At 35.0% G+C, this 16,095-nt stretch carries 10 protein-coding genes; 8 read left to right on the top strand and 2 right to left on the bottom strand.

Translation table 11 applies throughout. The annotated features are described in order from the left end of the window. Nucleotides 1-89: 89 nt before the first annotated feature. Together ACP5FO_RS07040 and ACP5FO_RS07045 are read right to left on the bottom strand one after the other, a co-directional pair. Complete coding sequence (locus ACP5FO_RS07040; RefSeq protein WP_428157253.1) at nucleotides 90-2,135, bottom strand: autotransporter domain-containing protein; 2,046 nt, start codon at nucleotides 2,133-2,135, stop codon at nucleotides 90-92. 12 nt (nucleotides 2,136-2,147) lie between these two features. After that, the gene (locus ACP5FO_RS07045) at nucleotides 2,148-3,542 is read right to left on the bottom strand and encodes an OmpP1/FadL family transporter (RefSeq protein ID WP_428157254.1); all 1,395 of its coding nucleotides are present in this window, start codon (nucleotides 3,540-3,542) and stop codon (nucleotides 2,148-2,150) included. A gap of 164 nt (nucleotides 3,543-3,706) precedes the next feature. Between ACP5FO_RS07045 and ACP5FO_RS07050 the strand changes: the two genes are divergently transcribed. The 8 genes from ACP5FO_RS07050 to ACP5FO_RS07085 are packed head-to-tail and all read left to right on the top strand — an operon-like array spanning nucleotide 3,707 to nucleotide 15,593. Then, nucleotides 3,707-5,542 carry an AMP-dependent synthetase/ligase gene (locus tag ACP5FO_RS07050; protein WP_428110534.1) on the top strand — a complete coding sequence of 612 codons (1,836 nt, stop codon included), beginning with the start codon at nucleotides 3,707-3,709 and terminating at the stop codon, nucleotides 5,540-5,542. Between the two features lie 41 nt (nucleotides 5,543-5,583). Beyond that, nucleotides 5,584-7,920, top strand: coding sequence for a 3-hydroxyacyl-CoA dehydrogenase/enoyl-CoA hydratase family protein (locus tag ACP5FO_RS07055; RefSeq protein ID WP_428110536.1), 2,337 nt, complete (start codon nucleotides 5,584-5,586; stop codon nucleotides 7,918-7,920). Between the two features lie 11 nt (nucleotides 7,921-7,931). Further along, nucleotides 7,932-9,101, top strand: a complete 1,170-nt coding sequence (locus tag ACP5FO_RS07060) for a thiolase family protein (protein ID WP_428110538.1) — start codon at nucleotides 7,932-7,934, stop codon at nucleotides 9,099-9,101. A gap of 15 nt (nucleotides 9,102-9,116) precedes the next feature. Further along, entirely contained in the window at nucleotides 9,117-10,877 is a 1,761-nt protein-coding gene (locus tag ACP5FO_RS07065) for an acyl-CoA dehydrogenase family protein (protein ID WP_428110542.1), read from the top strand. 41 nt (nucleotides 10,878-10,918) lie between these two features. Then, nucleotides 10,919-12,148: an acyl-CoA dehydrogenase family protein gene (locus ACP5FO_RS07070; protein ID WP_092128369.1), complete on the top strand. Its 1,230-nt coding sequence runs from the start codon at nucleotides 10,919-10,921 to the stop codon at nucleotides 12,146-12,148. A gap of 2 nt (nucleotides 12,149-12,150) precedes the next feature. Further along, nucleotides 12,151-13,107: an MBL fold metallo-hydrolase gene (locus tag ACP5FO_RS07075; RefSeq protein ID WP_428157255.1), complete on the top strand. Its 957-nt coding sequence runs from the start codon at nucleotides 12,151-12,153 to the stop codon at nucleotides 13,105-13,107. A 55-nt stretch (nucleotides 13,108-13,162) separates the two neighbouring features. Next, complete coding sequence (gene gpmI, locus ACP5FO_RS07080; RefSeq protein ID WP_428157256.1) at nucleotides 13,163-14,677, top strand: 2,3-bisphosphoglycerate-independent phosphoglycerate mutase; 1,515 nt, start codon at nucleotides 13,163-13,165, stop codon at nucleotides 14,675-14,677. A 10-nt stretch (nucleotides 14,678-14,687) separates the two neighbouring features. Beyond that, nucleotides 14,688-15,593 carry an aldolase gene (locus tag ACP5FO_RS07085; protein WP_428110549.1) on the top strand — a complete coding sequence of 302 codons (906 nt, stop codon included), beginning with the start codon at nucleotides 14,688-14,690 and terminating at the stop codon, nucleotides 15,591-15,593. Nucleotides 15,594-16,095: the final 502 nt, after the last annotated feature.

Raw genomic sequence — 16,095 nt, forward strand, 5'->3', positions numbered from 1 at the left:
GATTTGTTTTAGCTCTTATTTCTTCTTTTTGCATATTATTTAACCCCCTCAAAAAGGCAGAAAGAAGATCTTTCTGCCTGAATTGTTAATTAAAATTTATAACCTACTTGAGCCCAAATACTGTGATCTGCGCTATTTTTTTTATCAAAGGTGCTTGAATAATTAATATTTGCTGATAACCTATTTGACATAAATGCATCAACTCCAAACTTGGCAACACCCCAATTTCTTGAATAATCAGTATATTGACTTGTAAGAGCTATAGATGGTTCATCCTGGAAATAACTGTCAAATTCCCCACCTCCTCCATTTAACTTGGACTTCATTTCAACAGAAATATTAGGAACTATGGTAATTGATCCTAGATTAGCTTCATATTGGGCTTTTAAACCTATTGTGCTCAACAGTCTTGACAAATCTTGCCTGTTAACACTCATGTTTAGAGCAGGGTCACCTGTTAAATCGTATGAATGAATACTAACATTGGTAGCGCTTAGCCCAATGCTTGGGATAAAGCTAAAATTGTTTAGTTTGAAGTTATATCCACCGTTTGTTTCAAAGTTAATATAATTTCCCCTTACACTTGAATTGCCAATACTGCTTATTACGCCTGGGTGAGAAATTTTTGTGAAATTTGCCAAACCATAGTCAAGTTGGGCGTTTAGAAAAAAATTATTAAACTTATACAAACCGTATAAAGCCAGCTGGTAAACATTAGCTTCAAGCGTACCAGCAGAATCATTGAGACTTGCGTAGTTGTTGCCATAACCGATTGAAGCTCCAACCATTAAATTCGGATTTATCCAATAATCTCCACCTAATGCGAAAGTGCTTATATTGTAATCAAAACCTATGGTATTATCAGAATCATCTTTCCAGCCTGAATTGTAGCTTCCAGAAATGTAGAAGTTAGGTCCACCGTTTGCATTATTTAATTTAGTTATGTTTTGATTGGATGATTTTTTTGCAATAAATGAGTTTATCCTGTTGTTTATTAATGAACTAAATGCATCAGAATTTGCTTCGATAAGTCTTGCTGGGGCAGTTAAAGAGTAAAAGTTATTAACCGCGCTTGACACATATCTTGCAATTATACTGTGCGTGTAAGCTGTAGGGTGAACACCGTCCCAAAAAAGATAACGAGAATAATTAGGATCGCCATTTAAGTAGGCAAGCATACCTTCATCTGTAGTATTTACTAAACCGTAAGCCTTTGGGTTACTAACAAGCTCGTTAAACAGCACTTCTCCATTTAGTGTTATAATATTAAGACCTGTTTGATTGTGAATATTTGAAAGTGCTTGCTGTAAATAGATATTATAAAGTTGAGTGTATGCTGATGCTAACGCCTGTACCTGAGGTCCGCCTTGGATTGCGGATGGCGTGTCTTGTAATGGCGGAAGCGTTAAGACAACCATTTGTTTTGCTCCAAGCTTTGATAGCTCAGCTATACCTTGAGCTGTTTGAGGCACAGCAGTTTGGATAGCATTTCCAATAAGCACACCCATTGCTTTTGTAGGATCATTTGTTTGCTGATATACTGTCATTATTTGATTTAACAAGGCAGGAGATATTCCAGCAGTTATAGCATAACTTGGGTCATTTGTTGCAATTGTTTTTTGAAGTGCCTGCGTCTGAGCTGCTGTTACAAAAAAATTATTTGCCCCAATCCAAACGCCAATTAGGTCGTTTGATTTAAACCTGCCACCAGCGTTAGCAAAATTTTGAACTTCTGTTAAAAAGCTTGGCAACTGTGGATTTGTAAATAATCCCTGACTTGCAAATGAACTCCAATATGTGTTTTCTAAATTGTTGAACACTCCAGGCTGGCCGTTTAAACCCTCAGTGCTTATTGGTCCAGTAAAAGCACCGCCTACAGCAAAATCATTTGACGGAATAAATCCAAAATTTGATATTAATGGAAAATCTTCTGCCCATACAGGGCCATTTGAAAACCTGTTTTTATAGTAAGGTGCTGGTGGCAAAGGATATCCAGTCAATTTTGGTATGTTGCCATTATCGCTTAAACTATCGCCAAAAACAAACCAGTTGCCGAAAGCTTGCGCAGATTTAAAATTTATTAATAGAAAAATTAGAAAAAAAACAGCTATTAACTTATTTTTATTTTTAAACATTTTAATCACCTATTAAAACACATAAGTGACGTTTAAGCCATAGCCCCAAATGTGAGCTTTAGCGCTAAGATCAGTAGATTGCTGTGGCAATACTCCAGGTATAGCGTATGCAGCATTTAAGTTTTTAGAATTAGATATATTTGTGTTTCCTGCGGTTGTTGAATAAAATACATCCGTATCAATCTTCCAACGTTTAAAGTTTAATCCAACACCGCCTGTAAACATGTACTTGTTTGCATCAGGCCACTGGGCATCAAATGTAGAAGAAGGAATAGGTGTAGGATCATAGTAAAAACCTCCACGCAAAGCAAGCATTTCGATTGGTTTATACTCAATACCGAATTTTATTGTGTTTGTATCTTTCCAGTCTCTTGGGAAATACTCACTTGATTTTATTCCGAATAATGGCTGGCTAAAGCTTACTGTATATCCACTTACCACACTCCATCTAGTCCACAGCCAATCCACTTCAAATCGCAACTTATCAGATGGTTTTATATTCACACCGAGCTGAAACTGATCTGGCGCATCTACATCAGTGGAAGCGCTAAGTTGCTGATTTGCTATGCTTGCTGTTAAAGGATTTGTGTATTGTACTTGCGCAGTACCAGTTAAATGCGTGTGCGTCATACTTCTGTATGTAGCACCAAGTGTTAACCACTCTACAGGTTTATACATGATACCTAAGTTCCAGGAAAAATTATGATAATCGGCTAAATTTGTTTTTACTGCTGCATTGCTTGTTAAAGGTAAACCAGTTTTTGCACTTTGTTGAGCAGTTAAAAGCGGTACACCAAACGCATACCTTTCTACACCACTTTGCGTTGTGCCTATGTTTATTGCGCCTCCTATAAATAAATTATCTGTAATTTTATAACCTGCACCAAAAGCAAAAACTTCCCTGTAGTACCAGGATTTATAAGAATCGTAAGATAGCGGATTTAAAGGGCTATTTGTCCAGCTAATCGATAATCCAAAAGGCACATATACACCAAAGCCCAGTGTCAATTTTTTACTGACAGGCAAAGCAATGCCAAAGTTTGGTATAGTCATTGTAGCAGAATTGTCCGTAAAAGAGCCAAAAGAAGTACCACCGGGACTTACTCCAATTGGAGAATATGGATTTGGCGTTGGGTATACACCAAGAGGTTCTACACTCAAGCTGTTTACAGTTAAAAACGGTTTTACATTTTCAAAACCAAGTGTCACTTCGGGTTTATTAATCTGGGCAAGACCAGCTGGGTTATAGTATAGAGCAAATGGATCATTTGCCCAGGCAGCATATGCACCACCCAAAGAAGTAGCTTTTGCTCCTATACCGTACGTGTCAACATTACCAGCAAATGCCTTTACAGACAGTAACAACCCTAGACTTGCAAGTAGAGCAACTTTAGACAACTTTTTCATAAAACCCCCTATTAAACAAAATTTTAATTAATCTTATACATAAAAATTTAATAAAAGTCAATAGTAACTTAATTATTTTAAATTTAACCGTATCTTAAAAATTATACTTGACATTTACGTAAAAGATTGATATATTTTAAAAACATTTGGAAAGGGGGGAATTTATGGAGAATTGGCCTTTTAAGTCACTGCCAGATATGCTTAGGCAGAATGCTTTGGTGTATAAAGATAAAATCGCTATTGCTTACAAAAAAACTGGAGGCTTAACAAAATTTACTTACGATGATTTCTATAGGTTTACTTTGATGGTTTCAAGAGGCTTAAAAAAACTAGGCGTTAACCAAAAAGACAAAGTTGCAATTCTATCTGAAACTAGAACAATGTGGTCTTTAGCAGATTTTGGCATAATGAACCTTGGTGCTATTGTAGTGCCAATATATCACACAAATACACCTGAACAAATTGCTTACATCATTAATCATTCAGAATCTAGGATTGTTTTTGTTTCTGACAAAACTCAATATTTGAAATTACTTGAAGTAAGAGACCAGATTCCAAATATAGAATTTGTCATAGCTCACGATAGATTTTTGGGAGATAAAAAACTTCCACTTATAACATTTTATCAGGTGTCAGAAATTTCAGAACCCTTAAGCGCAAACGAACAAAAAGAAATTGAAGCTTTAATTGAAAATATTGATATTGATGATACATTCACTATTAAATACACGTCTGGCACAACTGCAGAACCAAAAGGCGTTGAATTAACACATAAAAATCTCATATCTAATATCTATTATATTAATAAAAAAGCAAATAATTTAATTGATTCTAATGACATATTTCTTACTTTTTTACCTTTCAGCCATATTTTGGGTAGAGCAGATAGCTATTACTTGCCACTTGCATATGGTGCACAAATAGCTTTTGCTGAAAGTATAGAAAAGATTGCAGATAATATTTTAGAGTTTAAACCCACAATAATAGTAACAGTCCCAAGGTTGCTTGAAAAAATTTATTCTAAAATATTAGATTCTGTGCACCATGCAAGTAATTTTAAAAGAAGTTTATTTCACCAGGCTTTATCTATAGCTAAAGAATATATAGAAGCAAGGTATGTTAATAATAATTTAAACGCTACTTTAGAGCTAAAATATAAATTTTTTGATAGATTGGTTTTTTCAAAAATCAGACAAAAATTAGGGTTAGAAAATTTTAAAACATTTGTTTCTGGTGGTGCGCCACTTGAAATAGAAGTCAACAAATTCTTTTGGGGTTTGGGTATCAAAGTGTTAGAAGGGTTTGGTTTAACAGAAACATCACCAGTATTATGCGTTAATTCTTTTGAAAAAATGAAATTTGGTTCTGTTGGTACTTTGATAGATGATACACAAATAAAAGTGGCATCAGACGGTGAGTTATTATTTAAAGGGCCACAAATTACAAAAGGCTACTACAAAGCCCCTGATTTAAATAAAGAAGCTTTTGATGAAGAAGGATTCTTTAAAACTGGCGATATTGGCAAAATTGATGAAGAAGGCTTTATATACATTACGGATAGAAAAAAAGAAATAATTGTTACAGCAGGTGGTAAAAATATTGCACCAGCGCCAATTGAGAACGCTCTAAAACTGTCTAAATATATATCAAACGCCTATGTTTATGGTGATAGAAAGCCATATTTAGTGGCTCTTGTGACGATGAATATTGAGCGAGTATTAGAGTTTGCGAAAGAAAATCACTTACATTACTTTGATATAGGTGATCTTTCAAAAAATGAAAAAATGCTAGATTTATTTAAATCTGAAATAGAAGAAATCAACAAAACATTGGCAAGATATGAAACAATAAAAAAGTTTTCAATTCTACCACATGATTTTAGTATTGAAGGTGGTGAATTAACTCCAACTTTAAAACTAAAAAGGCGTGTTATTTACAAAAAATATACAGATAAGATTGAATGTCTATATACAGAAGATGGCAATTGTTTTAGTTGCTAAAAGGAGGTTTTTTTAATGTATAACAAAAAGGAGGTTTTGGAATGAGAGAAATTAACAAAGTCGCCGTACTTGGCGCAGGTGTTATGGGTTCTACGATTGCTGCGCATTTAGCAAATGCGGGCATTGAGGTTTTGCTTTTAGACTTACCAGCTGATGATAACCCAAACAAAATTGCTCAAATTGGTTTAGACGCAACTGTTAAGTCTAAACCAGCAGCATTTTATTTGCCAGAGTATTCATCGTTTATAAAAGTTGGTAATTTTAGGGATGATCTGCCAAAAGTTAAGGATTATGATTGGGTTATAGAAGTAGTTGTTGAGCAAATGGATATTAAAAAAAAGCTTTTAAATCAGCTTGCGCCTTATTTAAATCCAAATAGCGTTTTTTCTAGTAATACTAGTGGTTTGTCTATTAATGAAATGTCTGAAGTTTTACCAGAAAATTTGAGGAAAAATTTTTTAATTACACATTTTTTCAATCCGCCAAGGTATATGAGGCTTTTGGAAATTGTACCATCAAAGTATACTGACCCAAAAATAGTCAAACAAATGGCTGAATTTATCTCTAATAGATTAGGTAAAGGTATAGTGTATGCCAAAGATACGCCAAACTTTGTTGCTAATAGGATTGGCGTTTACTCCATATTCAATGGAATAAAGCACATGTTAGATATGGGTTTAACTGTAGAAGAAGTTGATGCAATAGCAGGACCAGCTACCGCAAGGGCAAAAAGTGCCGCATTTAGGACATCTGATTTAGTTGGTACAGATACGATGGTGCATGTTGCAAACAATACTTATGAGTTGTTAAAAGAAGACGATGAAAGAGAAATTTTCAAAATACCGGAATTTCTTAATTATATGGTTGAAAAAAAATTACTTGGAAACAAAACAAAACAAGGTTTTTATAAAAAAGAAAAAGTTGACGGCAAAAATGTAAATTATTATTTTGATTACAACAAAAAAGAGTATGTGTTGTCACAGAAACCAAAATTTGCATCAATTGAAACAACAAAGCAAATTGATTCAAAGGCGCAATCACTAAAAGCACTGATCACTTCAAATGATAAAGCAGCTCAATACGCATGGAAAAACATTAGGGACACAATCATCTACGCAGCCAAGCGTATACCAGAAATTGCCGACGATGTAGTCAACATTGATAATGGCATGAAATGGGGATTTAACTGGGAACTTGGACCATTTGAGATGCTTGATGCAATAGGTGTTAAATATTTTATTGAAAGATGCGAAAAAGAATCTGTCAAATTTCCTGAATGGTTAAAAGGCATTGATCACATATATAAAATTGAAAATGGCAAGAAATATTACTATGACTGTATAGGAAAAACTTACAAAGAATTAGAGTTGCCAAAAACTCAAATTAACTTAGAGTTACTTAAATCAGCAAACAAAGTCGTAGAAAAAAATTCTGGCGCAAGCTTAATTGATTTAGGAGATGGCGTATTTTGCCTTGAATTTCATACAAAAATGAACGCAATCGGTGCAGAAATTATTACAATGATAAATAAATCACTTGCAAAAGCTCAAAGTGATGGCATAGGTCTTGTTATTGCAAATCAAGGTAAATTGTTTTCAGCTGGTGCTAATTTAATGTTAATTGCAAGCCTAATTGCAGAAGGTGATTTTACCCAGGTGGCTCAAGCTGTAAAAACTTTCCAAAAAGCTTCAATGAATATAAAATATTCAAAAGTGCCTGTTGTTGCAGCACCATTTAATTTAACATTGGGCGGCGGTTGCGAGATCAGTCTTCACTCGGATGCGATAGTTGCACATGCAGAAACATACATGGGTCTTGTAGAAGTGGGTGTTGGCTTGATACCAGGTGGTGGCGGTACAAAAGAAATGGCACTTAGAGCCATTGAAGAAGCTAGTCTTAACAATACAGATGTTTCACCCTTTACTTTTAAGGTTTTTCAAAACATTGCTATGGCAAAAGTTTCAATGAGTGCAGATGAGCTATTCCAATTAGGTTATTTAAGACGCGGTGATTCCATAACAATGAACATTGATAATTTGATCTTTGATGCAAAACAAAAAGTTATAGCACTATCTACAAACTATAGACCACAAAAACCAAAAGAAAACTTGAGCGCACCAGGAAGAAGCGTAGCTGCAAGCATAAAAGCACAGTTGTGGAATATGAAAATGGGTGGCTATATAACTGAATATGAAGAATACCTTGGCGGGCTTATTGCAAATGTAATGACAGGCGGTGATGTGCCAGCAGGCACATTAGTAACTGAAGAATATTTGCTTGACTTAGAGCGTGAAGCATTTTTGAAAGCTTGCGGTAATAAAAAAACACTGGAGCGCATACAACATATGCTAAAAACCGGCAAACCATTGAGGAATTAAAGGAGGAAAATATGAAAAGTGCATATATTTTAACTGCGTACAGGACAGCAGGTTGTAAAGCAAAAAAAGGTAAATTTAAAGATACGAGACCTGATGATCTGGCTGCAGCAGCCATACGAGGTCTTATAGATAGAACAGGCATTGAAGAAGCGTATATTCAAGATGTTATTTTGGGCTGTGCATTTCCAGAAGCAGAGCAGGGTATGAATGTAGCACGCATTGCTTGTCATAAAGCAGGTCTTTCTTATGAAATACCCGCTCAAACTGTAAACAGGTTTTGTTCATCTGGCTTGCAATCAATTGCAAGTGCTGCAGAGCGTATAATGGCTGGTTTTGCAGACTGCATCATAGCAGGTGGTGTTGAAAGTATGACAATGGTTCCAATGGGTGGCAATAAATACAGTGCTAATCCAGGTCTAGTCGATACCTGGCCACAAGCTTACTCGGCAATGGGCATAACCGCTGAGCTTGTTGCAGAAAAATTTAATATTTCAAGAGAAGATCAAGATGTTTTTGGATATAAGAGTAACATAAAAGCCGCAGCAGCCTTAGAAAAATTTAAAGAAGAAATTATCCCAGTTGAAATTGAAAAAGTTTCAGTGGTTAATGGTAAATTAAAAAAAGAAAAAGAAATTGTTGATATTGATGATGGTGTAAGAGCGGATACTACAATTGAGGGTTTATCTAAGCTAAAACCTGCTTTTAAAGTAAATGGCACTGTTACTGCAGGTAATGCTTCACAAATGACAGACGGTGCTGCGGCAGTTTTTGTCGTATCAGAAGATTTCTTAAAAAAAATAAATAAAGAACCAATGGCAAGATTTGTTGGCTTTGGTGTAAAAGGTGTTCCTCCAGAAATTATGGGCATTGGACCAACTGCTGCGATCCCAGAAGCACTCAGGTTAACAGGATTAACATTAAATGATATTGGCCTAATAGAACTAAATGAAGCTTTTGCTTCCCAATCTATTTATTGCATAAGAACACTCGGGCTTGATGAATCTATTGTAAATGTTAATGGCGGTGCTATTGCGCTCGGTCACCCACTTGGCTGTACTGGAGCAAAACTTACAACATCGCTTTTGCACGAAATGAAAAGAAGAAATAATGTTAAATACGGTTTAGTCTCTATGTGCATTGGTGGTGGCATGGGCGCTGCTGGCATTTTCGAAAAAATATAAAATTTAGGAGGATTTATGAAAGGTGGAGAATTTATCGTAAAAGAAATCAATTCCAGTGAAATAACAATACCAGAAGAAATTACACAAGAACAAAGGCAAATGGCAGAAACAGCGGAAGCTTTTGTAACAAATGAAATCTTGCCAGATATCGATGAAATTGATAAGCATAACCTGGATTTGTTAAAAACACACTTAAAAGAGGCTTCTGAGTTAGGCTTTCTTGGCATTTATGCACCAGAAGAATATGAAGGTGTTGACTTAGACACAAAAACAACCATTGCAATTGCAGATAAAATGGGTGCTGCGGGCTCTTTTGCTGTGGCATTTGCAGCGCACGTTGGCATTGGAAGCTTACCGTTAATTTACTTTGGTACAAAAGCGCAAAAAGACAAGTACCTAAAAAAACTTGCAACTGGTGAATGGATTTCAGCATATTGTTTGACTGAACCAGATGCAGGTAGTGATGCTATGAATATTACTACTTATGCAACACTTTCGGAAGATGGCAAGTATTACATTTTGAATGGTTCAAAAACCTATATTACAAACGGAGGCATAGCAAACTTATTTACTGTTTTTGCAAAAATTAATAAAACAGACTATGCTGCATTTTTAGTCGAGCGCAGCTTTGAAGGCGTAAGTATAGGCAGAGAAGAAGACAAAATGGGCATAAGGGGTTCGTCCACCACACCTGTGATGTTTGATAATGTAAAAGTACCTGTTGAAAATCTACTTGGTGAGATTGGAAAAGGCTATAAAATAGCTTTTAGTGTTTTAGATGAAGGAAGATTTTTACTTTCAGTTGCAGCCGTTGGTGGCGCTAAAATGGCTCTCCAAGAAGCCATCAAGTATGCAAACCAGAGAAAACAATTTAAAGTTCCGCTTACAAAATTTGGCGCAATAAAAGAAAAAATATCTAATATGATTACAAAAATTTTTGCTGGAGAAGCACTAAACTACAGACTTGCAGATCTCTATGACAAAGAAATTCAAAAAATTGACCATAGCGACCCAGATTATTACTTAAAAAAACAAAAAGCCCTTGAAGAGTATAGTATAGAATGCTCAATATCAAAAGTTTACGGTAGCGAAGCGCTTGATTATGTTGTAGATGAAACTGTTCAAATTTTTGGTGGTTATGGATTTATAAAAGATTATCCCGCAGAAAGATTTTACAGAGACGCAAGAATTAACAGAATCTTCGAAGGTACAAATGAAATAAACAGATTACTCGTGCCAGGCATTATGCTTAAAAAAGCCATGAAAAATGAGCTACCTTTGCAAAAAGAAGCAATGTATGCTTTCGAGGCATTAATTACACCTTCATTTGACGAAATCGACGATTCGGTAAAATTTTCATACGAAAAAAAATTAATAAAAAACCTAAAAACCCTATATTTAGCTTTAAGCGGCATGGCTGTACAAAAATATTTAGATGGTATCAAAAAAGAAGAAGAAATACTGTTTGCTCTAGCTGATATCTCTATTAACTTATTTGCTCTTGAAAGCTCAATACTTAGAGCTGATAAATCTCAAACTTTAGTTAATAAAAATAAACTACCATTGTATGATGCAATAGCTAAAACAGTAGCTTTTGAGTGTACAAACAATATAGAAGAGGCGGCAAAACGCGCGGCATTTTATATTGGAGGCGATGCATTACAAAGCATTTTAAGTGGTATTAGGCGTTTTACAAAATATGATGCAAATGACTTACTTGAAGCTAAAAGACTGTTAGCAGACACCGCAATAGATCAAGAAAAATACATATTTTAATTTAAAAGGGGGCTTAATGCCTCCTTTTTTTGGGGTGATCTATGTACAATGTAATTTTAAATGAAAATCAAAAAAAGATTTTTGAAGAAGCAAGTGAGTTTGTAAAAAGTGTTGACAAACAATTGCTTATTGATATGGATGCAGATTTAATAGAATACCCAAGACAAACCATTAAAAAGCTTGGAGATTTGAATTTACTTGGTATAAGGTTTGAAAAAGAATTTGGTGGCAGAAATTTAAGCTGGCAAGAAGAAGTAGTTTTAATTGAAGAAATCGGCATTCTTGGTGCTGCTTTGTCGTGTGCTAGCGTAATGCCTTCAATTGTAGGTGAGGCGATCTCAAAATTTGGGAGCAATTATCAGAAAGAAAAATATTTAAAACCTACATTAAAAGGAGATTTAATTTGTGCAGAAGGCCTAACAGAACCAAGAGGTGGTTCTGATTTTTTTGGCGCAACAACCATAGCTAAAAAAGACGGCAACAAATGGATTTTAAATGGACAGAAAAGATTTATTGTAGGCGCAAAAGGCGCAGATTATTTTTTGATTTATGCTAAAACCAATTTTTCAAACGATTACAAGCAAAATATGAGCGCATTTTTGGTTGACAAAAATCAAGTTAGTGTAGAAAATCTATATGAGCTTATGGGAGCAAGAGGAGCCGGCACGGGCAGAATTGTACTAAAAAACGCGATTGTTGGCGAAGAAAATCTAATTGGAAAAGAAAACGAAGGCTCAAAAATATTCTATCAAATGATGATACCAGAACGTTTAACTACTGCAGCGGGGGCGTTGGGTATTGCTAAAGCAAGCCTGGAAATTGCACTTTCCTACTCAAAAAATAGGAAAGCCTTTGGTCAGCCAATAAAAAATTTTGAAGCGGTAAGCTTTAAAATAGCTCAATCAAGCGCATTGCTTGATGCAGCAAGATCCCTTGTGCATACAGCAGCAAAAGCAGTTGATGAATTGCAAGACTCAAGTATTCAACGCAGACTTGTAAGCGAAGCAAAGCGATTTTCTACACAAGCAGCATGGGAGATTGTAAACAATGCGATGCAAATTATGGGTGGCATTGGCTATACTAATGTTTATCCTATTGAAAGATACCTCAGAGACACACGATTGATGATGATCTGGACTGGCACAAACGAAATTATGGATTTAATAGTCCAGCACGAATTATATAAAGAGTTGGACAAAATGCGAATCAAACGTGATATAGAAAACGATGCCAAATCATCTGACAAAATAGAAGAAAAGGTATTTGAGTAAAAATGGATAGGCACACGCTTGATACACCTTATCCTGTTGGTCCTGTGCATTTTTATACCTGTGAGTTAAGTGGCGATATAATTATGTTTGACACAGGACCATACACATTTGTTGCACTTGACTATATCAAAAAAAACATCAATTTAAACAGATTGAAATACGTATTTATTACGCACTCTCACGCTGATCACTATGGGCTTGAAAATTTTATTGCAAAAAACTCACAGGCAAGAATTTTTATGCCAAAAATGGATCACCTTAAATTTACAAATCTTCAAACAAGGATAGAAATTTCTAAAAAGCTGCTTTTAAAATATGGCTTTAGTACAGATTACATTGAAAAAATAAAAATTATGCTTTTGAATTTTGTAAACAGTGTACCTTTGCCCATAAATTATGAAATTTTAGAAGAATCAAAGTTTGATATTGACTTAAATTATATGTTTTGCCCTGGTCACTCCAAAAGTGATGCAGTTTATTTATTTAACGGTTATGCAATAACGGGTGATTGTCTGTTAAATAATATTTTTCAAACGCCATTGCTTGATGTTGACTATGATAAAAATGATAGGTTCAATAATTATGAAGCCTATTGTTCTACTTTACTAAAATTTCCAATTTTAGAAAAATATACCATTTTACCAGGACACAGAAAACATAGCTCAATTGAAGAAATTGTAGTTTTCTATGTAACAAAAATTATTGAAAGAGCAAGTCTTATTCAAGACCATTGCGATAAATTAGTATTTGATATTATAAAAAATACGATTCCTTATGCTCTAAATGACCCATTTACTGCCTATATAAAAGCATCAGAAGTATTGTTTTTTCTGGATTTTTTGTCAAACCCATACCTGTTGATAGAAAGCCTTGAAAAGATAAATATAATAGACAGCCAACTTTTGAGAATGTTTGATAGGATTTTTTCTCAAAAAAGTTTATCAAAAAAATTAAATTAAACTTGAAATTAAACTTTTCAAATATATAATACAAGTAGCATTTAATATTTGGAGGATAGTGTTGAATAGAGTTTTATTGGTCATATTTGATGGCTTTGGCGCAAACCCAAATAGGGCTTATAATGCTGTTGCATTGGCAAAAACGCCTAATTTAGATTACTATTTTGCCAATAATCCACATACAGTAATAGAAGCTTCAGGTGTTGCATGTGGTCTTCCAGATGGTCAGTTTGGCAATTCGGAAGTGGGTCATTTAACCCTAGGATCAGGTAGAATACTAAAGCAAGACCTGCTTAGAATTACAGAAAGTTTTGAAGACGGCACTATTAACGAAAACCCCACATGGCAAAAAATTATAAAAGAAAATTCAAATAAACGGTTGCATTTAATCGGTTTGGTTTCTGATGGAGGCGTACATTCTCATATACAGCATATAATTTACCTTATAAAACTCCTTGCAAAAAACAACATTGAGCCAGTTTTACATATGATAACTGATGGCAGAGATACACCACCAACAAGTGCACCCATTTATTTAGATATTTTAGAAAAATTATTTAATAAGCTATCAAAAGGTACAATTGCAACGGTAAGCGGTAGATATTATGCTATGGATAGGGCACAAAACTACGATAGAGTAGAAAAGGCATACAAAGCTATTGTAAATCATGAAGGATTGTCTGCAAAAAGTGCAAAAATTGCTATAGAACAAGCCTATGCTAGAGGAGAAACAGACGAGTTTATAACACCCACTTTTATAGAAGGTGTTGCACCAATTCAGAAAGATGAAGCAGTATTGTTTTTTGATTTTAGAGCAGACAGGATGCGTCAGATTGTAAGTGCTTTTGGAAGCAGTGATTTTAAATACTTTAAGCGCAATAATGTGTTTAAAGTTTACTGTATGGTAGAATACGATGAAAAATTTGATTTTGATGTGCTTTTTAAACCCATTTTTCCTAAAAATGTACTATCAGAAGTCATAAGTAAAGCTGGACTTACCCAATTTCACTGTGCAGAAAAAGAAAAATACGCTCATGTTACTTATTTTTTTAATGGCGGAAAAGAGGAGCCTTTTGATAAAGAAGATAGGGTGATTGTACCATCGCCAAATGTATCTACGTATGATTTAGCACCCCAAATGAGCGCATGCGAAGTGGCAGATCAAACAATTAAAGCTATAAAAAAGCATTACGATTTTATTGTAATAAACTTTGCAAATGGGGATATGGTAGGGCATACGGCTGTGCAAAAAGCTTGCATAATTGCTGTTGAAACACTTGATACGCAATTTAACCGCCTGGTAAAAGCTGCTTTAGAAGAAGGATATAATATTTTGCTTACTGCCGATCATGGCAATTGCGACGAAATGGTTGACCCAATAACTGGAGAGCCTCACACCCAACACACAATTTATCCAGTACCTTTTTTGATTATTGGCAAAAAGTATAACCTTAGAACTCAAGGCGGAATTTGTGATATTGCCCCCACGGTTTTGGATTTGTTAAATTTGGAAAAACCATCGGAAATGACCGGTAAAAGTTTGCTACTAAAACCAACTTATTATATTTAGGAGGTAAAAAATGGATGTAAAGGTTCCTCTGGATGTTCCATATGAGCGAAGGCAAAGCTACATTAGAAACTTTAATATTATGACGCACGAAACAGGCAGACTGGCATTATTTGCTGGAGACCAAAAAATAGAGCATATGAATGATGATTTTTTTGGACCAAATATTCCAATTGATGATAGTTCACCAGAACATCTATTTAAAATTGCCCAAAATGCAAAGATTGGCACTTTTGCTTCTCAAATTGGCCTTATAGCCAGATACGGCATTGATTATCCCAAAATACCTTATGTAATGAAAATCAATTCAAAAACAAATCTGGTTAAAAAAGATTTAAAAGATCCGCTCAGTACAGCAATGCTTGATATTGAGCAAATTGATAGGTTTAAAAAACAATCTGGTTTAAATATTGTTGGTGTTGGTTATACTATTTATCCAGGCAGCGAATTTGAATACATAATGCTAAAAGAAGCAGCTCATATTATATTTGAAGCTCATCAGCTAGGTTTGATTGCTATAATCTGGTCTTATCCACGGGGAAAAAGTGTTGCAGACGAATACGATCCTCATTTAGTTGCAGGTGCTTGCGGATTGGCCGCGTGTCTGGGTGCTGATTTTGTGAAAGTTAATTTTCCTAAAAAAGAAGGTGTAAATATTTTTGAAGCCTTTAAAGAAGCAGTTTTAGCTGCAGGTAGAACACGTGTAATGTGTGCTGGTGGATCATCAAAAGAACCAAAAGCTTTTTTAGAAGAATTATACAATCAAGTTCACATAAGTGGTGTTCAGGGTGCTGCAACAGGCAGAAACATTCATCAAAAACCGCTAAAAGAAGCAATTAGCTTTGCAAATGCAATTTATGCAATACTTGTAGAAAATAAATCAGTAGAAGAAGCCTATAAAATTTATCAAGAAGGTTGATTTATGCTTGCTTTTGTCTCCTATAAAGTAAAAATTGTTGCAACCATATGTATATCTTACTGAAGGAGCACTAAAGCGCGACAAAGAATTTCATTAATTCAAATTGGTATGAGTTTCTTCGCTTGACGCTAGAGGCTACCCAAGGATTGCTGCCCACTTGTCATCCTGTAGGGCACGTTAAGTGCCCGAATAAACACAATATTTTAAAGGTGTAGGGACCTTTAGCTTAAGCATCAGTATGATACTCCCTTTTCGTCATTCTGAGGGCTTTGTCTGAAGAATATCTAAGTGGATTCTTCACTTAGCTTTAGAATTATAAAAAAAGGACGCGTCAGTATGACTACCCACCTGTCATTCTGAAGAAGCGTTAGCGACGAAGAACCTCCTCACTTTAAATTGGTATAGAGTAGATCCTTCGCTGACGCTTCAGGATGACTAACTTCGCTTACGCTTCAGGATGACTAACTTCGCTAACGCTTCAGAATAACACCCCCATATGTCA

Origin of the sequence: Desulfurella sp. (assembly GCF_049977265.1) — a bacterium.
In the GTDB taxonomy this organism is placed as follows: Bacteria; Campylobacterota_A; Desulfurellia; order Desulfurellales; family Desulfurellaceae; genus Desulfurella.

Coding starts and splice junctions, on each gene's coding strand:
- ACP5FO_RS07040 (WP_428157253.1), bottom strand. CDS start 2,135: ATGTTTAAAAATAAAAATAAGTTAATAGCTGTTTTTTTTCTAATTTTT.
- ACP5FO_RS07065 (WP_428110542.1), top strand. CDS start 9,117: ATGAAAGGTGGAGAATTTATCGTAAAAGAAATCAATTCCAGTGAAATA.
- ACP5FO_RS07050 (WP_428110534.1), top strand. CDS start 3,707: ATGGAGAATTGGCCTTTTAAGTCACTGCCAGATATGCTTAGGCAGAAT.
- ACP5FO_RS07085 (WP_428110549.1), top strand. CDS start 14,688: ATGGATGTAAAGGTTCCTCTGGATGTTCCATATGAGCGAAGGCAAAGC.
- ACP5FO_RS07060 (WP_428110538.1), top strand. CDS start 7,932: ATGAAAAGTGCATATATTTTAACTGCGTACAGGACAGCAGGTTGTAAA.
- ACP5FO_RS07045 (WP_428157254.1), bottom strand. CDS start 3,542: ATGAAAAAGTTGTCTAAAGTTGCTCTACTTGCAAGTCTAGGGTTGTTA.
- ACP5FO_RS07070 (WP_092128369.1), top strand. CDS start 10,919: ATGTACAATGTAATTTTAAATGAAAATCAAAAAAAGATTTTTGAAGAA.
- ACP5FO_RS07075 (WP_428157255.1), top strand. CDS start 12,151: ATGGATAGGCACACGCTTGATACACCTTATCCTGTTGGTCCTGTGCAT.
- ACP5FO_RS07055 (WP_428110536.1), top strand. CDS start 5,584: ATGAGAGAAATTAACAAAGTCGCCGTACTTGGCGCAGGTGTTATGGGT.